The organism is Pseudomonas sp. TWI923 (assembly GCF_039673365.1).
Taxonomy (GTDB): Bacteria; Pseudomonadota; Gammaproteobacteria; order Pseudomonadales; family Pseudomonadaceae; genus Aquipseudomonas; species Aquipseudomonas sichuanensis.
Map to the genome: position 1 here is coordinate 1 of NZ_JBDJLM010000091.1, position 18,478 is coordinate 18,478.

The following is an 18,478-nucleotide window of genomic DNA, read 5'->3' on the forward strand; positions in this document are numbered from 1 at the left end:
GCACAAGGCCGCTCCTACAGGGGACCGCGATCTCCTGTAGGAGCGGCCTTGTGTCGCGAAAGGGCTGCGCAGCGGCCCCAGTATTCTCGAGCCAGGAATAGTTTGATATGGCTCATTGGTGAAGCTGTTCAGCTCGGCAACGGCCAGAGGCTGTTCAGGCTCAGCGCCTCAAGCACCAGTTCAGGTTGGCGCTGCTCCAGGCGTGCCAGCAATTCGTTGGCGGCGGTCTGTGCGGTCCAGAACTCCGGGATGGCCTGGGCCAGTGTGACCGGGGTTTTCAACGACTGCGGCGCGACGACCGTCAGGTCCACGCCCAACGTCTTCAGGGTTGCGCGTTGGTTGCGCAGCCACCTTGGCAGGCTGTTGAGGCCGCTGGGGGGTTGGTTCGGCTCGTACAGCTGCGACGCCGAATAGCGGCTCAAAATCACCATCACCTGCGGTTTGTCACCCTTGGCCAGCAAGGGCAGCGCCGCCGCCAGGCAGTGCTCGGCAGCACGCAGGTTGCTGGCGACGATCATCTCGAACAGGTCGGTGCTCGCCACGTCGTCGGCCAGGTAGTCGCAGCTGCCGGCGTTGATGATCAAGGTGTCGAGCGCACCCCACCGCGCCTGCAGCTGCTGGCTGGCGATATCGGCCTGGCCAACCTCCTGCAACTGGCCGGGAAGGCAAAGCACCTGTTCGCTCAATGCTTGGAGCTGCTCGCAGTCCCTGCTGCTTGCGGCGACCCGTTGCCCCAGGTCGAGCAATCGTTCCACCAGGGCCAGACCAAGTCCGTTGGTGGCCCCCGTTACCCAAAAACTACGCGTAGTACTCAAATGGTTTCCCTCTGATCCTGCCAGGTGGACAAACCTTTGAAGGCGTCCAATGCACGCTGGCGACTGCTTCCGAGATCGACGATAGGACTGGTGTAGTAATTTGTAGCAAACAGATCGGCGGATTTCACCGGGTAATGAATGTATTTATCATCCCTCTGCCGCAGCTCTGGTAACCAGTGGCGTATGAAAACGCCTTTGGAATCGAAACGTTGCGACTGAGTGACCGGGTTGAAGATGCGAAAGTAAGGCACTGCATCCGTGCCCGTAGACGCACTCCACTGCCAGCCGCCGTTGTTGGCGGCCAGGTCGCCGTCGATCAGGTGGCGCATGAAATGGCGTTCCCCCTCGCGCCAGTCGATCAGCAGGTTCTTGCTGAGGAACATGGCCACGATCATGCGCAGGCGGTTGTGCATCCAGCCGGTGTGCAGCAGCTGGCGCATGGCGGCATCGATGATCGGGAAACCGGTGCGGCCTTCTTTCCAGGCTTGCAGGTCCTCAGGTGCGTTGCGCCAGGGCAGGGCCTCGGTGTGGGCACGGAAGGCGCGGTGCCGGGACACCTGTGGATAACCCACCAGGATGTGTTTGTAGAACTCCCGCCAGAGCAGTTCGTTGACCCAGGTCTGCACGCCGGCATTGCCGCTGTCGAACTCACCCTGGTTGCTGGCCAGGGCGGCATGCAGGCACTGGCGCGGCGAGATCACCCCCGCGGCCAGGTAGGGCGAAAGTTGGCTGGTGCCGGCCACGGCAGGCAGGTCGCGCTGTTGTGGGTAGTCCTCGACACATTCGTCGAGGAAGCGCGCCAGGCGCTGGTGCGCCTCGTCCTCGCCGGCCGGCCAGTGCTCGCGCAGGGCAGTGGGTGTGCCGTCGAAGCCTTCGATGTGCGCAGGGATGGGGTCGCTGGCGATGTCCACGGCGTGCTGGGGCTGAACACGCGGGGCGCGGGCGGGCAGGCTACGGTGCAGGTGCTCCAGGCAAACCCGTTTGAACTGGCTGAACACCTGGAAGTAGTGGCCGCTGCGGGTGAGCACGCTGCCGGGCTTGAACAGCAACTGGTCGAGATGGCCATGGGCCCCGATCCCGGCCTGTTCCAGCAGCCGTGCGGTGGTTTGGTCGCGCCGGGCTTCGTTGACGCCGTACTCGTCGTTCCAGTGCACGGCCTCGATGTTGTATCGGCGGCACACTTCGAGCACCGCTTCGGGCACCTCGGCCCAGCTGTCGGCATGGCGGATCAGCAGCGGGATGTTCAGGGCTTGCAGCGACTGGCCCAGCTGGCGCAAGTTGCGCAGCCAGAAGTCGACCTTGCAGGCGGCGTCGTCGTGGCTTTGCCACTGCCCGGGGCTGGCGATCCACAGGGCCACGGTTGGGCCGCGCTGGAAGGCGGCCGAGAGGGCGGTGTTGTCGTCGATGCGCAGGTCGCTGCGCAGCCAGATCAATTGCATGGGTTTAGCGGCCTGTTGAGTGTTGAAGGCGGTGCAAGGCGGCCTGTGGGCTGTCGAACAGCTGCAGGCCGGGCAGGCCCAGGGCATGCAGTTCGGCCTGATGCAGGCTGATGCTGCGGCCGCCCAGGAGTTTTGCGCTGTTTACGTCCTGCAGGGTGCGGCCGAGGGCGGCGAGGTCCGGGCGCCGGCCGAGGTAGAGCAGCAGCGCGCGTGGCTGCAGCAGCTCGACGGCTTGGCGCAATTGGCGGGGTTCCACCGGCCATTCGAGGATCTCCAGCGGCTGGCCACTGCTGCTGAGCAGCCAGGCGCAGAGCCAGAATTCGGCATCGAAGGGGGTGTCGTCGGTGCGTGCCAGCAGTACGCAAGCCCCCGCCAGGGAATGGCTGTCGTGGTACACCCGGGCGCCCAGCTTGCTGCGCAGCCAGGTGTTGAAGAACGCCTGCTCCAGGCCCGCGTCGAAGTGCGTTTGCCAGCGCAGGGCAAGCGCGTCGAGCAGCGGCAGCAACAGGCGTTCGCACACCGTGACGGCCGGGTACAGGGCCATGGCCTGATTCAGCAGTTGGTCGAGTGGGCGTTGCGCCAGATGGGCGATGGCCTCGATCAGTTGCTCGATGCGCTCACCCCATTCGCCCTCGACCGGGGTGCTGGCGTCCGCCGCGTTGTCCAGCAGTGCGCGCACCTGGCTTACCGCCGCGCCGCGTTCGAGCCAGCGCAGCACTGCCTGGACGCGCTGCACCTGGTCCTGTGGATAAAGGCGGTGGCCCTTGGCTGTGCGTTGCGGCTTTATCAACCCGTAACGGCGCTCCCAGGCGCGCAGGGTGACCGGGTTGACGCCGGTCAGCCGGGCGACTTCGCCAATCGGCAGCAGGGTTTCAGATGGCATTGCGCAGCCCGAGGCGTTCAGGGTGGGGTTGCAGGTAGGCCTGCTGCAAAAGGTAGGGGTCGGGGTGGCAACGCAGGTGGTGTTTGAGCAGGGTCAAGGGCACCACCAGCGGTACCACGCCTTGCTGGTACTGGCCGATGATCTGCTGCAGCTCGGCCTTGTCGGCCTGGTCGAGGTCGTTACGCAGGTAACCGCTCAGGTGCTGCAGCACGTTGCCATGGGTGCCGCGGCTGGCACAGCGGCGCAGGGCCTGCATCAGCTGGCTGAAATAAGCGCGGCCGAATTGTTCGGGGTCGTGGTCGCGGGTCATGCTGCCCAGCAGCTTGCCCAGGCTTCGATACGCCTGCGGGTTATGGGCCATCAACAGGTACTTGTAGCGGGCGTGGAAGCGGATCAGCGCGCCACGGCTGAGGCCGCCCTGCAGCACCTGCTGCCAGTCGGCGTAGGCATACACGCGGCTGATGAAGTTTTCGCGAAGCACTGGGTCGTGCAGGCGGCCTTCTTCTTCCACCGGCAGGTCCGGGCGGCTGGCGCAGAAGGCGGCGGCGTAGGCGCCACGCCCGCCCTGGCTGGCCGGGTAGCCGTTCTCCTGGTACACCTTGACCCGCTCAAGCCCGCAGGAAGGCGATTTCTGCATGAAGATGTAGCCGCAGATATCGTCGAGTTCGCTGGCCATCTGTTGGCCGTAGGCGCGCAGCGGGCCGGAAAAATCGGTGCTGCTGTCGCGGGTGCCGGTTACGGCAGGGTGCTCCGGGTCGCCGACCAGGCGGATCGGCTCGCGAGGCACGCCCAGGCCGATGGCGACTTCCGGGCACACGGTCACCCATTCGAAGTGCTCATCGAGCAGCTCATGGCACAGGTCGGAGTGCTTGTGCCCGGCGTTGTAGCGCACGTTGAGGCCGGTGAGGCAGGCGCTGATGGCCAGGCGTGGCTTACCGCTCGGGGAGGGAAGGTTCATGGCGTGCTCCGGAAGTACTTGTACAGGCAGCAGGGTTTGTACAAGGCAATTCCAGCACATTTGAAAACTTATACAAGAATTATTTCTTGTATAGATTTTCTGTCCGGTTATTCCAGGTGTTCCAACAGCCGCCGAGCCGCCTCCTGGCCACTGAGCCAGGCGCCTTCGACACGCCCGGACAGGCACCAGTCGCCACAGGCATACAGGCCCAGGTCGGCATCGGCCAGGGCGCCCCATTCATGGTTCACGGCTGGCCGGGCATACAGCCAGCGGTGGGCGAGGGCGAAGGTCGGCGCAGGCACCACGCAACCGACCAGCTCGGCGAATTCGCCCCACAGCTGTTCGATCACGTCTTCCTTGGGCAGGTCGATATGCTGCTTGCTCCAGCTGGAGGTGGCGTGCAGCACCCAGGTGTCGAGGTGCGCTTCACGCCCGGGCTTGCTGCGGTTGCGCGCCAGCCAGTCGAGCGGGTTGTCTTGTACGAAGCAGCCTTGCATGGAGGTATCGAGCGGGGTTTCGAAGCCCAGGGCGATCGCCCAGGTCGGCTCCATCTGCACGCCGGCAGCGACTGCGGCAAGCTTTGGCGTGGCGGTCAGCAGTTGCGTTGCCTGCGGCGCCGGCACGGCGATGACTACCCGGCTGAACGGGCCGTGGCTGCAGCCTTCGGTGTCCTGCAGGTGCCAGTAGTGCTTGCCGCGGAACACCTCGGCGATGCGGCAGCCGAAGTTGACCGTGACGTCCTTGAGCAAGCCGCGGGTGATGGCGCTCATGCGCGGTACGCCGACCCAGCGGGTCTGTTCGTCGGGGGAGGGGGTGAGTTCGCCATCGCGGTAGTTGTACAACTGTGGCTTCCACTGTTCGGCCCAGCCGCTGGCGACCCAGTGTTGCACCTGCTCGACGAAACGCCGGTCGCGGGCGGTGAAGTATTGGGCGCCGAGGTCGAGCGCACCGGCCTCGCTGCGCTTGCTGGCCATGCGTCCGCCGCTGCCGTGGCCTTTGTCGAACAGATGGACGGTGTGCCCGGCTTTCTGCAAGGCCTGGGCGGCGGACAAACCGGCGATGCCGGCACCGATGATGGCAATAGGTACTGTCATGATGGCCTCTTCGAACCTCGCTGTTCGCAGCCTACGCTGCCAGGCAAACCTGTACAATACGCAATGTTTGTATAAGGTTATTCCGCTCGATAGGGCAGCTTGGCCTATGTTTATCCGAGAGCGTTCGGTCAAAAAAGTGCCTTGATCTTAAAAATAGACCACGGCCGCCAACTCTGAGGACACAGTCATGCATATATTGCTGACCGGCGGTACCGGCCTCATCGGCCAGCACCTTTGCCAGCTGTGGCGAGGGCAGGGTCACCGCCTGACCGTGTGGAGCCGTACCCCCGCGCAGGTGCCCAAACGCTGCGGCAGCGACGTGCGGGGTGTGGCTCGGCTGGAGGACATTGCCGCGGATGATGCCGTGGACGCGGTGATCAACCTGGCCGGCGCGCCGATCGCCGACCGGCCCTGGACAGCCGGGCGACGCAGCCTGCTCTGGGCCAGCCGGATCACCCTCACCGAGCAGTTGCTGGCCTGGCTCGAGGGCCGCGAGCAACGCCCCGAGGTGCTGATATCCGGCTCTGCCGTGGGGTGGTATGGCGACGGTGGCGAGCGCGAGCTGACCGAGGCGTCCGCGCCGGTCAAGGAAGATTTTGCCAGCCAGTTGTGCATCGCCTGGGAGGAGACCGCCTTGCGCGCCCAGGCCCTCGGCATCCGCGTAGTGCTGGTGCGAACGGGGTTGGTGCTGGCCAGCGACGGCGGCTTTTTGTCGCGCCTGCGCCTGCCGTTCAAGCTGGGGCTGGGCGGGCCGCTGGGCGATGGCCGGCAGTGGATGCCGTGGGTGCATATAGACGATCAGGTCGCCCTGATTGATTTTCTGTTGCAGCACAAGGAGGCCAGCGGTCCTTATAATGCCTGCGCCCCGGAGCCGGTGCGCAATCGCGAGTTCGCCAGGCAGCTGGGGCGTGCCCTGCATCGGCCGGCGTTGCTGCCGATGCCGGCGGTGCTGCTCAAGGCCGGGCTGGGTGAGTTATCCACATTGCTGCTTGGCGGCCAGCGTGCCCGCCCGGTGCGCCTGCTGGCGGCAGGCTTCACGTTCCGCTTCAACGATCTGCAATCGGCGCTGGGCAACCTGTCCAGCCGCCTCTGACATAGGACGCTGCATGACCGATCACGCTCTGCTGCTGGTCAACCTGGGCTCGCCGGCCTCCACCTCGGTGGCCGACGTGCGCCGTTACCTCAACCAGTTCCTCATGGACCCGTACGTGATCGACCTGCCCTGGCCGGTGCGACGCCTGCTGGTGTCGCTGATCCTGATCAAGCGCCCCGAGCAGTCGGCCCATGCCTACGCCTCGATCTGGTGGGACGAAGGTTCGCCGCTGGTGGTGCTGACCCGCCGCTTGCAGCAGGCGATGACCGCCCACTGGCCCCATGGCCCGGTCGAGATCGCCATGCGCTATGGCCAGCCGGCGCTGCCCGAGGTGCTTGAGCGCTTGGCTGCCCAGGGCGTCACCAAGGTAACCCTGGCGCCGCTTTATCCACAGTTCGCCGACAGCACCGTGACCACCGTGGTGGAGCTGGCCAAGCAAACCATCGCCGAGCGCAAGCTGCCGTTGCAGACCCGTATCCTGCAGCCGTTCTACGACCACCCCGACTACATCGACGCGCTGGTCGCCAGCGCCCGGCCGCACCTGGAGCAGGGTTACGATCACCTGCTGCTGAGCTTCCATGGCCTGCCCGAGCGCCATCTGAAGAAGCTCGACCCTACCGGCAAGCACGATTTCCAGGCCGCCGATTGCTGTGCTGGCGCCAGCGCCGAGATGCGCGCGGTGTGCTATCGCGGCCAGTGCCTGGCCACCGCCAAGGCTTTCGCGCAGAAGATGGGTATCCCGGATGGCAAGTGGTCGGTGTCGTTCCAGTCGCGCCTGGGGCGCGCCAAGTGGATCGAGCCCTACACCGAAACGCGCCTGGATGAGCTGGGCAAGGCGGGGGTGCAGAAGCTTTTGGTGATGTGCCCGGCATTCGTCGCTGACTGCATCGAGACGCTGGAGGAGATCGGCGATCGGGGCAAGGAGCAGTTCATCGAGGCGGGTGGCAAGGAACTGGTGCTGGTGCCGTGCCTGAATGATCACCCGGAGTGGGCGAGGGTGTTGGCGGGGATGTGCGAGAAGGCTTGAGGCTGGGTTGCCTGGGCTGGCCTCTTCGCGGGTGAACCCGCTCCCACAGGTTCGCTGAAAATCTTGTGGGAGCGGGTTTACCCGCGAAGAGGCCAGATCAGGCTAGCGCCGAATCAAGGCAGCTGATCATCCAGCTTCTTGTGTTTCCAGCCATCGTTGCCCGGCAGGATCAGGTTCAGGGCAATGGCCACAATGGCGCATAGGGCGATACCTTTCAGGCCCCAGTCGTCCGGGCCGTCGCCGCTGCCGATCAGTACGCCGCCGATGCCGAACACCAGGGTCACCGACACGATCACCAGGTTGCGTGCTTCGGCCAAGTCGATCTTGTGGCGGATCATGGTGTTCATGCCCACCGCCGCGATCGAGCCGAACAGCAGGCACAGAATGCCCCCCATCACCGGTACCGGGATGCTCTGCAGCAGTGCGCCGAACTTGCCGATGAAGGCCAGGGTGATAGCAAACAGCGCCGCCCAGGTCATGATCTTCGGGTTGTAGTTCTTGGTCAGCATCACCGCGCCGGTCACTTCGGCGTAGGTGGTGTTGGGCGGGCCACCGAACAGGCCGGCGGCGGTGGTCGCCAGGCCGTCGCCCAGCAGGGTGCGGTGCAGGCCAGGCTTCTTGAGGTAGTCACGGCCGGTCACGCTACCGACGGCGATCACCCCGCCAATGTGCTCGATGGCCGGTGCCAGGGCGACCGGAACGATGAACAGGATGGCCTGCCAGTTGAAGGCCGGGGCGGTAAAGTTCGGCAGTTCCAGCCAAGGGGCCGCGGCGATCTTGGCGGTGTCGACCACGCCAAAGGCGAACGACAGGGCAAAGCCCACCAGCACGCCGGAGATGATCGGCACCAGGCGGAAGATGCCCTTGCCGAACACCGCCACGATCAGCGTGGTCAGCAGCGCCGGCATGGAGATCATCATCGCGGTCTTGTACGGCATCAGCGCAGCGCCGTCACCGCCCTTGCCCATGGCCATGTTGGCGGCAATCGGCGCCATGGCCAGGCCAATGGAGATGATCACCGGGCCGATGACCACGGGCGGCAGCATGCGGTCGATGAAGCCGGTGCCTTTGACCTTGACCATCAGGCCCATGAAGGTGTAGACGAAGCCTGCGGCCATCACCCCGCCCATGGTCTCGGCCAGGCCGAACTGGCCCTTGGCGAGGATGATCGGGGTGATGAAGGCAAAGCTCGACGCCAGGAACACCGGGACCTGGCGGCCGGTCACCAGCTGAAACAGCAAGGTGCCGATGCCGGCGGTGAACAGCGCGACGTTAGGATCGAGGCCGGTGATCAGCGGCATCAGCACCAGCGCGCCGAATGCCACGAAGAGCATCTGCGCGCCCGAGACGACCTGGCGCCAGAGCGGGTCGTTGAAGCCGTCCTGCATGATCAGGCGTCCTTCTGCTTGGTGCCGAAGATCTTGTCACCGGCATCCCCCAGGCCGGGGACGATGTAGCCATGTTCGTTCAGGCGCTGGTCGATCGAGGCGGTGTAGATCTTCACATCCGGGTGGGCTTTCTCCACCACTTCGATACCTTCAGGTGCCGCGACCAGCACCATGGCGCGGATCTCTTTGCAGCCGGCTTTCTTCAGCAGGTCGATGGTGGCGACCATCGAGCCGCCGGTGGCCAGCATCGGGTCGATGATCAGGGCCAGGCGCTGGTTGATGTCCGGTGCGAGCTTTTCAAGGTAGGTGTGCGCTTCGAGGGTTTCCTCGTTGCGGGCAACGCCCACCGCACTGACCTTGGCGCCGGGGATCAGGCTGAGCACGCCGTCGAGCATGCCGATGCCGGCACGCAGGATAGGCACCACGGTGATCTTCTTGCCGGCGATTTTCTCGACCTGCACCTTGCCGCACCAGCCGTCGATCTCGTAGGTCTCGAGTGGCAGGTCCTGGGTGGCTTCATAGGTCAACAGCGCGCCGACTTCCTGGGCGAGTTCGCGAAAATTCTTGGTGCTGATATCGGCGCGGCGCATAAGGCCGAGCTTATGGCGGATCAGCGGATGGCGGATCTCACGAGTAGGCATAGGGGGGGGCTCCGGAAGGCGGGCAAAAAAACCGCGCTAGATTAATCTATTCAGTCCTGACTGTCGTGCGGTCATTGTGCACGTTAGTCCATAAAGGCTTGATCTGGGACGAGCGGATGCGTACCTTTGCCCGCTTTTCCAAAACGCACCCCCTGGAGAGCGCCATGTCCGCCGATCTCGAGCATATCCGTCAAGTGATGCACGAGGCTGATTGCCTGTACAACGAAGCCGAGGTCGAGGCCGCCATCGCCGAGGTCGGCAAACAGATCTGCAAGGACCTGCACGACAAGAACCCGGTGGTTTTCTGCGTGATGAACGGTGGCCTGATCTTCGCCGGCAAGCTGCTCACCCACCTGCAGTTCCCGTTGGAGGCGTCGTACCTGCACGCCACCCGCTACCGCAACCAGACCAGCGGCGGTGAACTGTTCTGGAAGGCCAAGCCCGAGGTGTCGTTCATTGACCGCGACGTATTGATCGTCGACGACATCCTCGACGAGGGCCACACCCTCAGCGCCATCATCGAGTTCTGCAAGCATGCCGGCGCCCGCTCGGTGCACACCGCGGTGCTGATCGACAAGGATCACGACCGCAAGGCCAGCCCGGACCTGAAAGCCAACTACGTCGGCCTGCCGTGCGTCGATCGCTACATCTTCGGCTATGGCATGGACTACAAGGGCTACTGGCGCAACGCCAACGGCATCTTCGCCGTCAAGGGCTTGTAATCATGCGCCAGCCCGCGTTCATCGATCAGGCGTTGTTCACCGGGCTGGCAGCGCAGTCAGCGGCCAACCCGCGTGGCCGCCAGCACCACAACTTCCATGACATGGAAGAGCCTTGCCACCGCATGGCCATAGGCCTGCAGCCGGATACCTATATTCCGCCGCACCGGCACCTGAGCGTGGACAAGGCCGAGGCGTTGATCGTGCTCAAAGGGCGGATCGGCCTGTTGATCTTCGACGAGCAGGGTACCGTCACCGACAAACGTGTGATGGAGGCGGGCGGCGACTGCCTGGGTGTCGATCTGGCGCCGGGGACCTATCACGGGTTGGTGGTGCTGCAAGCCGACAGCATGCTGTTCGAGTGCAAGGCCGGCCCTTACCGCCCGGTGGGTGAGGGCGAGCTTGCCCACTGGGCGCCGCGTGAAGGCGAGGCCGGTGTGGCCGAGTACCAGGCCTGGATGCGCGCGCAGTTCGACTGAGCGCTCAGGCGGCCTCGCTGAGCAGGCCGCTACGGGCGAACAGACCATGCTAGAGTGCCCCTTCAAGCCAAGGAGCCTCACATGCGTGCGTTCGTCCCTCTCCTGTTGGCGGTGAGCCTGCCGCTATCTGCTGCCCCGCTGCACAGCCAGTTCCTGCCCCCCGACGACCTCGCCCTGCGCCAGGAAGCACCGACCAGCCAGCAGCTGCTGCAGGTCACCGACTATTCGGTGGTGGTGGGCACTCAGCGCCAGTCCGACCAGCAACCCATCCCAATTACCTCCTCGTTGCAGATGCGCCTGAAGGGCAAGCCCTTGAGCAAGGGCTCGACCATCGGCGAGGTGCTGATCAACTTCGACGGCGAGGGCGGCAAGAGCCTGAAAAAGCCGGCCTATGACGACAAGCGCCGCACCCTGACCCTCAATTACCCGATGGCCGACTACCGGGTGATCATGGACCTGCTGCGCAACGAGACCCTTTACGTGCAGTTCCTCACTTACGGCAACGGCCATGTCTGGGCCGATCTGCACACCGGAACCGTACGTACGCGTTGAGGCACGATCAATTCGAGGGGTACACTGCCGGCCTTCGAAAATGTCCTAGACAGTCCAGTGGGAGTCCTTGATGCGTAAAGACAAGAAACAGGTGATTGGTGACGAAATCAGCGACGAGTACATCAAGAGCTTCCTGCAGTTCGAGCCGGCCGATGGTCTCACCTCGCCGTCGCACCACAAGCTGATCAAAGGCTACCGCGGCCTGCGTATCGACGATTTCGAGCGTTATGTCGGTTTCTTCCTCGAGGCCGGTTACGACCTGGATGGCAAGGACGAGCACGGCAAGACGTTCGTCGAGGTGATTGCCGACCAGCGCAACGCCCCTGAGTACATCGAGATCATCGACAACGCCCGCGGCTGAAACAGCTTGTTGGCGAGGATCCTGTAGGAGCGGCCTTGTGTCGCGAAAGGGCTGCAAAGCAGCCCCGGATCTCGTGAGCAATGCCCTAGATCCCGGGAGTGCTACGCACTCCTTTCGCGACACAAGGCCGCTCCTACAGGGCGGTGCGAAGCCTGGCCGTCCAGGCACAAAAAACGCCCCGAGGGGCGTTTTTTTCGTTTCAGCCGGTTCAGGCGTAGTGCTTGGCCGGGCTGTCCTGCGCCAGGTCCAGCGCCACATCGTTGTCGGCGCTGATCTTGTGGTACAGCGCAGCGTCGGTCGCCAGGACCTTCTCGCGGGCCGGGAAGATTTCCTTGAGCTTGGCAGCCCAGGCACCCTTCGCCTGCTCGGGGAAGCAGCGCTCGATCAGCTCAAGCATGATCGACACGGTCACCGAAGCGCCCGGCGATGCGCCGAGCAGTGCAGCCAGGCTGCCGTCCGCGGCCGAAACCAGCTCGGTGCCGAATTGCAGCACGCCGCCTTTTTTCGGGTCTTTCTTGATGATCTGCACACGCTGGCCGGCCACTTCCAGGCGCCAGTCCTCGGCTTTCGCCTCGGGGTAGAAGCGACGCAGGGCTTCCAGGCGTTGCTCCATCGACTGCATCACTTCGCTGACCAGGTACTTGGTGAGGTCCATGTTGTCGCGGGCCACGGCCAGCATCGGGCCGATGTTGCCCATGCGCACCGACAGCGGCAGGTCCATCAACGAGCCGTGCTTGAGGAACTTGGTGGTGAAGCCGGCGTACGGGCCGAACAGCAGCGAGGTGTTGCCATCGACCACGCGGGTATCCAGGTGCGGAACCGACATGGGCGGGGCGCCAACCGCGGCCTGGCTGTAGACCTTGGCCTGGTGCTGCTTGACGATTTCCGGGTTGTCGCAACGCAGCCACTGGCCGCTGACCGGGAAGCCGCCGAAGCCTTTGCTTTCCGGGATGCCGGAGGCCTGTAGCAGGGGCAGTGCGGCACCACCGGCGCCGAGGAAGACGAAGCGGGCGTCGACTTCACGGCTGCCGCCGCTGTTGACGTCCTTGATGCTCACGGTCCAGCCGCTGCCGTTACGGCGCAGGCCGACGACCTTCTTGCTGTACTTGACCTGGGTGTCCGGGCTGTTGCCCAGCAGCTTGAGCAGCTTGTTGGTCAGGGCGCCGAAGTTGACGTCGGTGCCTTTGGCCACGCGGGTCGCGGCGATGCGCTGGTCAGCCGGGCGGCCCGGCATCATCAGCGGCATCCAGTCGTTCATCACGGCCTTGTCTTCGGTGTATTCCATCTCCGAGAAGGCGTGGTGCTGCTTGAGCAACTCGAAACGCTTCTTGAGGAAGTCGATACCCTTGTCACCCTCGACGTAGCTCAGGTGCGGAACCGGGTTGATGAAAGCACGCGGCGAGCCGAAGTTGCCCTTCTTGCTCAGGTAGGCCCAGAACTGGCGCGAAACCTCGAACTGGGTGTTGATGTGCACGGCTTTCTTGATGTCGATGCTGCCATCGGCGGCCTGCGGGGTGTAATTCAGCTCGCACAGGCCGGCATGGCCGGTACCGGCGTTGTTCCAGGGGTTGGAACTCTCCGCGGCTCCGGAGTCCATCGCCTCTACGACCTCAAGCTTCAGGGTCGGGTCGAGCTCCTTGAGCAGTACGGCCAGGGTGGCACTCATGATGCCCGCGCCTACCAGTACCACATCAACCGATTCGTTCTGCGCCATTTAACGCGTCTCCACAATCTACAGCTACCTAATTGACAGCACAGGATCCCTGGGTTTGCCAGGATCGCCATGTCCGACTCTTCGCAGTTCTTGCAACTTCAGCGGACACTGCCAATCAGTCTTGGGTGTTCAGGTATTGAACGCCGTATGCCACGGGTGCGGCAATTCGACTTATGGTCAAGTGATCCGTCATGCGTTACGGGCCGGCCTCAGGCTCCCATCCAGGATGAGCGCTTGTGCCGTCTGCGCAGGGCTGTTTGTGAAAGATCTGCTGCTTTTACACATGCCAGACTGTTCATTGCTCGCCACACTCTCGTGAAGTTGTGAAAAACCGTTTTTTCACGCTCTTTTGGAGACGTGAACCTCAAAAGTGGACTGCACGATGGCAACCCGCAGGTTCATGCGCAGCAGAAGGCCGGAAACAGCAGGCACGACAGCCAATGCAAGACCTGAGTGGAAGGCTCTCTGTGGGCGAAGCGTAGAAGGTGCCGGGGTCAGTCGGCGAATGCGGGGCCCGATCAGGAGACGTCCTTATAATCGGGGGCAGATTATAGCGAGGTCGCAGGCAGAAAGGTCGGTCTTTATGGGTTTTTATTGCAGCGTTTGTCAGGCTGCGAGGGGGCGACGCTGCCAACGGCTGGTTGCGTGGCTGCAAATTCGGGCGCTGGCGGGTAGCGGTTGGCCCAGCCAGCCGAGGTGCGCCTCGCTGACCAGGACCCAGCCGGCGGCCGTTGGCGGCTGGCGGGTGTGCTTGAAGCCCAGGCAGATGCCATTGCTGTCGAGGTGAGCGTAGGTGAAGTGGCGCTGACGTTTGAAAAGCAGGGTCCAGAGCGAGGCCATGGCGGTTTGTCCTGTCAGGTCGGGCTGGCGCAAGCATAACGGCGGGGGCATGAAACCATTGTGACAAGCGGGGCGAGCTGCAAGCCGAAAGCTGCAAGCAGCAAGAAAGCCGTGTGCCGTCACGCGCTCTGCCTCCTCTTGCAGCTTGAGGCTTGCCGCTTAGAGCTTGCCCCTAGGTATACTGTGGGCCTTTGCCGCTTTTTCTGGAGAAATGCGCATGTTGCAACGTCTGTTGGTCGGTTTGTTCGCGGTGGCCAGCCTGAGCCTGGCCGGGTGTGCCCACAGCCCGCAACAACTCAGCCCGCAACCCAAGCTCACTCAGCAACTTGCGCCGGTCGGCCATGGCCAGCCGGTGGTGGTCAGGGTGGTTGACGGTCGGGCCTCGCAATCGCTGGGCACCCGTGGGGGCATGTACCCCGAAACCAGCACCATCAGCGTCAGTGGCAATGATGTCGTGCCCAAGCTGCAGGCCCAGGCCGAAGCAGCGGTACGCCTGCTCGGCTTCACCCCGACGCCCAACGCTGGCAACGTGCCGCAGCTGACCGTGACCCTGGCCGAACTGAAGTACCAGTCGCCCAAGGACAAGATGTACGTGACCGAGGCCACCATCGGTGCCACTTTCCGCGCCGACGTGTCTAACGCCAACCGCCGCTATAGCGGCCGCTACGGTGCTTCGCTCGACCAGCGCTTCGGCATGGCGCCGAACCAGGAAACCAACACCAAGCTGGTGAGCGATGTGCTCAGCGATGCCCTGACCCGCCTGTTCAAGGACCCGACCATCGGGCAGGTGCTGGGCGAGTAAGCGCTTCGGTGTAATGCAAAAGCCCGCTGCCTGGGTGCCAGGCAGCGGGCTTTTTTTGTGCGCAGGCTTCGCCGGTGCCCACAGGGCCATGCATATCCTGAGTAGAGCGCCGCCCCTGATAGGAGCAACTGTCTTGCTCAACTGCTAAAGCTAGCGCGATCCCTGTGGGAGCGGGCTTGCCCCGCGAACACCGGCGAAGCCGGTGCCATGCACCGCGTCGCTTGCTTCGCGGCTAAAGCCGCTCCCACAGGATGTTTGCTGGTTTCAAACGATGCATTCAGCCTGCGAAGAAGCCGTTGAAGGTGTCTCAGGCCGCCAGGACGTGGAAGTCCAGCAAGCTGATGCCGGTCTGCATGTCGACCTCGGGCAGGTCGTCATGGCTGTGCCCGCCCAAGGCGCAATACACCAGCCACTGGCGGTCCTGGACATTGATCGAGAAGCTGTCGATCAGCGCTTGTTGCTCATCGCTCTGGGCAACGAGGTACAGGCGGTCCTGGTTTTCGGCGTGCAGCATGACAAGCTCCGGTACGGTGGAAGGCCGACAGGGTGGCCTGTCCTGATGACGAGCGTGTGACAGATGAAATTAACTGACACTTTGTCGCAAAAAGCGGGAGGGGCAGGCCGGCTTGGGTAGAATGCCGGGCTTTGCCGTCGTGATACCGAGGTCGTGCGATGTCGTTGCAAGTGCTCTGGGGCTTCCTGGCTGCCCACCCGGCCAAGCTGATCAACCTGCTGGCCCTGTTCATAACCTGCCCTGGCGGGCTGCTGCTGCACAGTGCCCGGCGCCGCGCCAGCATGACCCGTGAAAGCCTGGCGGTGGATGAAGGGCTGGTGGATGCCTTCGACCGGCGCGTGCCGCGTTACTACTACATCCTCGGTTTTTCGTGCCTGGCCATGGCGCTGCTGCTGTCGTGGTTCAGCACCTGGGTCTGAAGCCTGGTGTTTCATTGGTGGTAGCGGCGAACTCAAGACCTGCACTCTGCCTGTGGGAGCGGGTTTACCCGCGAACACGGGCATAGCCCGTGCCAGGCACCGAGGTGTCATCTTCGCGGGTAAACCCGCTCCCACAGGCAGAGTGCAGCTGTTTGAATGGCGAGCAAGACAGTTGCTCGCACAAGCCACTCTTCAGGCGGACAGGGGCTGGCGCTTCACCTGGTATTGGTTGCGCACCGGCGTCGCATACTGCTGCACCAGGTACGGCTGCTGTTCCACCGGGCATGCGTCGAGGCGACGCTGCCATTCTTCCCTGGCCTTGGCCAATTCGTCCGCCGGGAACAACTTCTCCGCGCCTGGCACCTCGAGTGCCGCATCCTTCTCGGCCCACATCGCATAGGCCAGGTAGTGCACCGGGAACAACCGGTAGCCACCGAGAATCTGTCGGTCGATGGCTTGCGCCAGCTGCTTGGTGTCTTCGTGGTACTCGGTCACCGGTGGGGCAAAGTTGATGTGCACGCGCCCTTTGTAGCCGGTAATGCCCTGGGCGATGCTGTTATCGTCCTCGCCGGGGGCCTTCTTGTAGCTGCCGGTGGTGGCGCGGATGTACAGCTCGCGGGCCTTGGCCTGGTCACAGGGGTCGTATTCGTAGCTGATCGACACCGGGATCAGGTTCAGGCTCTGGATCACCGCGCCGAACGGCTCGTCCTTGCGGCTCATGTGGAACATTTTGAGAATGGCCGAATCGGTGCGGTCGTCACCGTCCTTGGCGCGGCCTTCGGCCTGGGCGATCCAGATCGAAGCACCGTCGTTGCGGATCGAGTGGTTGATGTAGGCCGACAGCAGCTGGTAGGCGGCCAGTTTCTCGCGGCGCCCGCTGATCGAGCGGTGCACGATGAAACTCTTGTTCAGGCGCATCATGTCGCTGACGAACGGCTTCTGCAGCAGGTTGTCGCCGATGGCGATGCGCGGCGTGGGCAGGCCCGCGTGATAGACCGCGTAGTTGACGAAGGCCGGGTCCATGACGATGTCGCGGTGGTTGGCCAGGAACAGGTAGGCGGTGCCCGACTTGAGCTGCTCGACGCCGGAATAGGTGACGCCGTCGGTGGCGCGGTCGATGGTGCGGTCGACGTAGTACTCGACCTTGTCCTGCAGCGTCGAGACGCAGGTAACGCCGGCGAACTCTTTACGCAGGCGCCGGGCGATCAGCGGCTTGAGCAGCCAGCCGAGGGCGCCCGCCGCGCGCGGGAAGCGGAAGTGGGTGAGGATATCGAGGAATGCCGGGTCGCTGAGCAGGCGTGCCAGAACGGCAGGGACCTCAGCGTCGTCGTACGGTCGGATGGCATCGAATTCGCCCATCATGCTCTCTTGTTGGAAACGGCTAGGGTAATAAGGTAGGGACGGGGTCGGAAAAACGGCTCCGACACACACAGGCCCTGTAAACAGACCGGCAATTATACGCACAAGTCACTCGGGAGGCCGCGATGCTGGAGACTGCACTCTACGATTGTCCCTATTGTGGTGAAGAAGTCGAAACGACGGTGGACCTGTCCGGCGGCGATCAGGAATACATCGAGGACTGCCAGGTGTGCTGCAAGCCTATCCGCTTCGTGCTGCAGGTACATGGCGAGGAGTGGATGCTCGATGTCTACGGTGAGAATGACTGATGCAGCGAATCTATGACCCGGAAAACCTCCTGGAGGCACAGATGCTGGTGGGTATGCTAGTCAGCGAGGGCATCGAGGTGCACCTGGTCGGGCGCGACCTGATGGGCGGTGTGGGCGAGCTGCCCATGCAGGGCCTGCTCGGCCTGGCAGTGGCCGATGAGCAGGCCGGCTACGCGCGGCAGTTGATCGATGCGTACAATGCGGCCCAGCCTCTTGCTGGCGACGAACCGGAAAGTTATCCGGGAACCCTGATCTGTTAGGTTTTGATTTCGCCCATGTGTGGACGCTATGCCCTGTTTCGCTGGTCCCAGGCCTTCGCCGGTCTGCCGGGGTTCCCCCCGGGCCAGCAGCCTCAATGGAACATCTCGCCCGGTGCCTCGGTGCTGATTCAGCGCCAGCTCGATGGCCAGCTGCAACTGGCCAGTGCCCGCTGGGGGTTGACCCCGGCCTGGCTGACCGACCTCTCCCGTACCCCCGCCCAGGCCCGCGCCGAGACCCTCGCAGAGCAACCGATGTTCCGTGAACCGTTCCGCCAGCGGCGCTGCCTGATACCGGCCAACGGCTTCTACGAGTGGCGCGGCACGGCGCGCAAGCGCCCTTATTGGGTCACCCCGGGGGAGGGTTCGGCGCTGTTCTTTGCCGCGGTCTGGGAAGAGTATCCGGTGCAGGAGCAGGTCTGGCTGAGTTGCGCGGTGATCACCCAGGCGGCCATGAACCAGCGCCGGCCGCTGATCCTGGATGAGGCCGAGCAGGCGCTCTGGCTCGACCCGGATACACCGTTGCCGCGCTTGCACGAAATCCTGGCCAAGCCGCCTGGCGCCTTGCGCGAGCGGGCGCTGGCGCTGTTCGTCAATGATCCGAAGCTCGATGGGCCGGAGTGCCTGACCCCGGCTTGAGGCCTTGGCGTAATCCCTGTAGGAGCGGCCTTGTGTCGCGAAAGGGCCGCAAAGCAGCCCCAAGATCTCGGCATCCTGCAAAATCGCCGGGGCTGCTGCGCAGCCCTATCGCGACACAAGGCCGCTCCAACAGGTGTATACGTGCGCCCTGGGGTCAAACCCAGAACAGATTTATAA

At 63.8% G+C, this 18,478-nt stretch carries 22 protein-coding genes; 11 read left to right on the forward strand and 11 right to left on the reverse strand.

All coding sequences use genetic code 11. The annotated features are described in order from the left end of the window. Positions 1 to 128: 128 nt before the first annotated feature. The 5 genes from ABE459_RS23105 to ABE459_RS23125 all read right to left on the reverse strand — a co-directional run bounded on the left by ABE459_RS23105 (position 129) and on the right by ABE459_RS23125 (position 5,189). Complete coding sequence (locus ABE459_RS23105) at positions 129 to 815, reverse strand: SDR family NAD(P)-dependent oxidoreductase (RefSeq protein ID WP_323830624.1); 687 nt, start codon at positions 813 to 815, stop codon at positions 129 to 131. Continuing rightward, the gene (phrB, locus tag ABE459_RS23110) at positions 812 to 2,254 is read right to left on the reverse strand and encodes a deoxyribodipyrimidine photo-lyase (RefSeq protein WP_323830623.1); all 1,443 of its coding nucleotides are present in this window, start codon (positions 2,252 to 2,254) and stop codon (positions 812 to 814) included. The genes ABE459_RS23105 and phrB overlap by 4 nt, the downstream gene beginning before the upstream one ends. A 4-nt stretch (positions 2,255 to 2,258) precedes the next feature. Then, positions 2,259 to 3,137, reverse strand: coding sequence for a MerR family transcriptional regulator (locus tag ABE459_RS23115; protein WP_322359967.1), 879 nt, complete (start codon positions 3,135 to 3,137; stop codon positions 2,259 to 2,261). Continuing rightward, positions 3,127 to 4,095, reverse strand: a complete 969-nt coding sequence (locus tag ABE459_RS23120) for a DUF523 and DUF1722 domain-containing protein (protein WP_258705100.1) — start codon at positions 4,093 to 4,095, stop codon at positions 3,127 to 3,129. The genes ABE459_RS23115 and ABE459_RS23120 overlap by 11 nt, the downstream gene beginning before the upstream one ends. A gap of 107 nt (positions 4,096 to 4,202) precedes the next feature. Continuing rightward, positions 4,203 to 5,189: an NAD(P)/FAD-dependent oxidoreductase gene (locus ABE459_RS23125; protein ID WP_346648145.1), complete on the reverse strand. Its 987-nt coding sequence runs from the start codon at positions 5,187 to 5,189 to the stop codon at positions 4,203 to 4,205. A gap of 187 nt (positions 5,190 to 5,376) precedes the next feature. Here ABE459_RS23125 and ABE459_RS23130 point away from each other — a divergent pair, with 187 nt between their 5' ends. Then, the gene (locus ABE459_RS23130) at positions 5,377 to 6,282 is read left to right on the forward strand and encodes a TIGR01777 family oxidoreductase (protein WP_258643189.1); all 906 of its coding nucleotides are present in this window, start codon (positions 5,377 to 5,379) and stop codon (positions 6,280 to 6,282) included. A gap of 13 nt (positions 6,283 to 6,295) precedes the next feature. Next, positions 6,296 to 7,309, forward strand: a complete 1,014-nt coding sequence (hemH, locus tag ABE459_RS23135) for a ferrochelatase (protein WP_323830622.1) — start codon at positions 6,296 to 6,298, stop codon at positions 7,307 to 7,309. Positions 7,310 to 7,422: 113 nt separating this feature from the next. Here hemH and ABE459_RS23140 read toward each other — a convergent pair whose 3' ends face one another. Continuing rightward, positions 7,423 to 8,697, reverse strand: a complete 1,275-nt coding sequence (locus ABE459_RS23140; RefSeq protein WP_110994784.1) for a uracil-xanthine permease family protein — start codon at positions 8,695 to 8,697, stop codon at positions 7,423 to 7,425. 2 nt (positions 8,698 to 8,699) lie between these two features. Beyond that, on the reverse strand, positions 8,700 to 9,338 hold the full coding sequence (upp, locus tag ABE459_RS23145) for a uracil phosphoribosyltransferase (protein WP_110994785.1): 639 nt from the start codon (positions 9,336 to 9,338) through the stop codon (positions 8,700 to 8,702). 164 nt (positions 9,339 to 9,502) lie between these two features. Here upp and ABE459_RS23150 point away from each other — a divergent pair, with 164 nt between their 5' ends. From ABE459_RS23150 to ABE459_RS23165, 4 genes are all read left to right on the forward strand, one after another. Continuing rightward, the gene (locus tag ABE459_RS23150) at positions 9,503 to 10,060 is read left to right on the forward strand and encodes a hypoxanthine-guanine phosphoribosyltransferase (RefSeq protein WP_125465523.1); all 558 of its coding nucleotides are present in this window, start codon (positions 9,503 to 9,505) and stop codon (positions 10,058 to 10,060) included. A 2-nt stretch (positions 10,061 to 10,062) separates the two neighbouring features. Continuing rightward, positions 10,063 to 10,536 (forward strand): WbuC family cupin fold metalloprotein, encoded by a 474-nt coding sequence (locus ABE459_RS23155; RefSeq protein ID WP_125465522.1) that lies wholly within the window; start codon positions 10,063 to 10,065, stop codon positions 10,534 to 10,536. 81 nt (positions 10,537 to 10,617) lie between these two features. Beyond that, on the forward strand, positions 10,618 to 11,088 hold the full coding sequence (locus ABE459_RS23160) for a hypothetical protein (protein WP_125465521.1): 471 nt from the start codon (positions 10,618 to 10,620) through the stop codon (positions 11,086 to 11,088). Between the two features lie 70 nt (positions 11,089 to 11,158). Beyond that, positions 11,159 to 11,449, forward strand: coding sequence for a PA4642 family protein (locus tag ABE459_RS23165; RefSeq protein ID WP_110994788.1), 291 nt, complete (start codon positions 11,159 to 11,161; stop codon positions 11,447 to 11,449). Positions 11,450 to 11,657: 208 nt separating this feature from the next. Here ABE459_RS23165 and mqo read toward each other — a convergent pair whose 3' ends face one another. Together mqo and ABE459_RS23175 are read right to left on the reverse strand one after the other, a co-directional pair. Further along, positions 11,658 to 13,163, reverse strand: a complete 1,506-nt coding sequence (gene mqo, locus ABE459_RS23170) for a malate dehydrogenase (quinone) (RefSeq protein ID WP_110994789.1) — start codon at positions 13,161 to 13,163, stop codon at positions 11,658 to 11,660. 606 nt (positions 13,164 to 13,769) lie between these two features. Continuing rightward, positions 13,770 to 14,003: a hypothetical protein gene (locus tag ABE459_RS23175; protein WP_323830621.1), complete on the reverse strand. Its 234-nt coding sequence runs from the start codon at positions 14,001 to 14,003 to the stop codon at positions 13,770 to 13,772. Positions 14,004 to 14,220: 217 nt separating this feature from the next. Between ABE459_RS23175 and ABE459_RS23180 the strand changes: the two genes are divergently transcribed. Then, the gene (locus tag ABE459_RS23180; protein ID WP_110994791.1) at positions 14,221 to 14,805 is read left to right on the forward strand and encodes a YajG family lipoprotein; all 585 of its coding nucleotides are present in this window, start codon (positions 14,221 to 14,223) and stop codon (positions 14,803 to 14,805) included. Positions 14,806 to 15,112: 307 nt separating this feature from the next. Here the strand turns inward: ABE459_RS23180 and ABE459_RS23185 are convergent, their stop codons facing one another. After that, the gene (locus ABE459_RS23185) at positions 15,113 to 15,319 is read right to left on the reverse strand and encodes a hypothetical protein (RefSeq protein WP_125465519.1); all 207 of its coding nucleotides are present in this window, start codon (positions 15,317 to 15,319) and stop codon (positions 15,113 to 15,115) included. 158 nt (positions 15,320 to 15,477) lie between these two features. Here ABE459_RS23185 and ABE459_RS23190 point away from each other — a divergent pair, with 158 nt between their 5' ends. Beyond that, a complete protein-coding gene (locus ABE459_RS23190; protein ID WP_110994793.1) occupies positions 15,478 to 15,738 on the forward strand; it encodes a hypothetical protein in 261 nt (86 codons plus the stop codon). 192 nt (positions 15,739 to 15,930) lie between these two features. Here ABE459_RS23190 and ABE459_RS23195 read toward each other — a convergent pair whose 3' ends face one another. Then, positions 15,931 to 17,100 (reverse strand): 1-acyl-sn-glycerol-3-phosphate acyltransferase, encoded by a 1,170-nt coding sequence (locus tag ABE459_RS23195; protein WP_322359971.1) that lies wholly within the window; start codon positions 17,098 to 17,100, stop codon positions 15,931 to 15,933. Positions 17,101 to 17,222: 122 nt separating this feature from the next. Here ABE459_RS23195 and ABE459_RS23200 point away from each other — a divergent pair, with 122 nt between their 5' ends. The 3 genes from ABE459_RS23200 to ABE459_RS23210 are packed head-to-tail and all read left to right on the forward strand — an operon-like array spanning position 17,223 to position 18,301. Next, positions 17,223 to 17,405 carry a CPXCG motif-containing cysteine-rich protein gene (locus ABE459_RS23200; protein ID WP_045196022.1) on the forward strand — a complete coding sequence of 61 codons (183 nt, stop codon included), beginning with the start codon at positions 17,223 to 17,225 and terminating at the stop codon, positions 17,403 to 17,405. Beyond that, entirely contained in the window at positions 17,405 to 17,665 is a 261-nt protein-coding gene (locus ABE459_RS23205) for a DUF2007 domain-containing protein (RefSeq protein WP_125465517.1), read from the forward strand. Before ABE459_RS23200 ends, ABE459_RS23205 begins: the two co-directional genes overlap by 1 nt. A 15-nt stretch (positions 17,666 to 17,680) precedes the next feature. Beyond that, positions 17,681 to 18,301, forward strand: coding sequence for an SOS response-associated peptidase (locus ABE459_RS23210; RefSeq protein WP_125465516.1), 621 nt, complete (start codon positions 17,681 to 17,683; stop codon positions 18,299 to 18,301). Positions 18,302 to 18,478 lie beyond the last annotated feature (177 nt).

What these genes read in the sequence shown, in the direction of transcription:
- phrB (WP_323830623.1), bottom strand. Translation starts at nt 2,254, where the DNA reads ATGCAATTGATCTGGCTGCGCAGCGACCTGCGCATCGACGACAACACC.
- ABE459_RS23115 (WP_322359967.1), bottom strand. Translation starts at nt 3,137, where the DNA reads ATGCCATCTGAAACCCTGCTGCCGATTGGCGAAGTCGCCCGGCTGACC.
- ABE459_RS23120 (WP_258705100.1), bottom strand. Translation starts at nt 4,095, where the DNA reads ATGAACCTTCCCTCCCCGAGCGGTAAGCCACGCCTGGCCATCAGCGCC.
- ABE459_RS23125 (WP_346648145.1), bottom strand. Translation starts at nt 5,189, where the DNA reads ATGACAGTACCTATTGCCATCATCGGTGCCGGCATCGCCGGTTTGTCC.
- ABE459_RS23130 (WP_258643189.1), top strand. Translation starts at nt 5,377, where the DNA reads ATGCATATATTGCTGACCGGCGGTACCGGCCTCATCGGCCAGCACCTT.
- hemH (WP_323830622.1), top strand. Translation starts at nt 6,296, where the DNA reads ATGACCGATCACGCTCTGCTGCTGGTCAACCTGGGCTCGCCGGCCTCC.
- ABE459_RS23140 (WP_110994784.1), bottom strand. Translation starts at nt 8,697, where the DNA reads ATGCAGGACGGCTTCAACGACCCGCTCTGGCGCCAGGTCGTCTCGGGC.
- upp (WP_110994785.1), bottom strand. Translation starts at nt 9,338, where the DNA reads ATGCCTACTCGTGAGATCCGCCATCCGCTGATCCGCCATAAGCTCGGC.
- ABE459_RS23150 (WP_125465523.1), top strand. Translation starts at nt 9,503, where the DNA reads ATGTCCGCCGATCTCGAGCATATCCGTCAAGTGATGCACGAGGCTGAT.
- ABE459_RS23155 (WP_125465522.1), top strand. Translation starts at nt 10,063, where the DNA reads ATGCGCCAGCCCGCGTTCATCGATCAGGCGTTGTTCACCGGGCTGGCA.
- ABE459_RS23160 (WP_125465521.1), top strand. Translation starts at nt 10,618, where the DNA reads ATGCGTGCGTTCGTCCCTCTCCTGTTGGCGGTGAGCCTGCCGCTATCT.
- ABE459_RS23165 (WP_110994788.1), top strand. Translation starts at nt 11,159, where the DNA reads ATGCGTAAAGACAAGAAACAGGTGATTGGTGACGAAATCAGCGACGAG.
- mqo (WP_110994789.1), bottom strand. Translation starts at nt 13,163, where the DNA reads ATGGCGCAGAACGAATCGGTTGATGTGGTACTGGTAGGCGCGGGCATC.
- ABE459_RS23175 (WP_323830621.1), bottom strand. Translation starts at nt 14,003, where the DNA reads ATGGCCTCGCTCTGGACCCTGCTTTTCAAACGTCAGCGCCACTTCACC.
- ABE459_RS23180 (WP_110994791.1), top strand. Translation starts at nt 14,221, where the DNA reads ATGTTGCAACGTCTGTTGGTCGGTTTGTTCGCGGTGGCCAGCCTGAGC.
- ABE459_RS23185 (WP_125465519.1), bottom strand. Translation starts at nt 15,319, where the DNA reads ATGCTGCACGCCGAAAACCAGGACCGCCTGTACCTCGTTGCCCAGAGC.
- ABE459_RS23190 (WP_110994793.1), top strand. Translation starts at nt 15,478, where the DNA reads ATGTCGTTGCAAGTGCTCTGGGGCTTCCTGGCTGCCCACCCGGCCAAG.
- ABE459_RS23195 (WP_322359971.1), bottom strand. Translation starts at nt 17,100, where the DNA reads ATGATGGGCGAATTCGATGCCATCCGACCGTACGACGACGCTGAGGTC.
- ABE459_RS23200 (WP_045196022.1), top strand. Translation starts at nt 17,223, where the DNA reads ATGCTGGAGACTGCACTCTACGATTGTCCCTATTGTGGTGAAGAAGTC.
- ABE459_RS23205 (WP_125465517.1), top strand. Translation starts at nt 17,405, where the DNA reads ATGCAGCGAATCTATGACCCGGAAAACCTCCTGGAGGCACAGATGCTG.
- ABE459_RS23210 (WP_125465516.1), top strand. Translation starts at nt 17,681, where the DNA reads ATGTGTGGACGCTATGCCCTGTTTCGCTGGTCCCAGGCCTTCGCCGGT.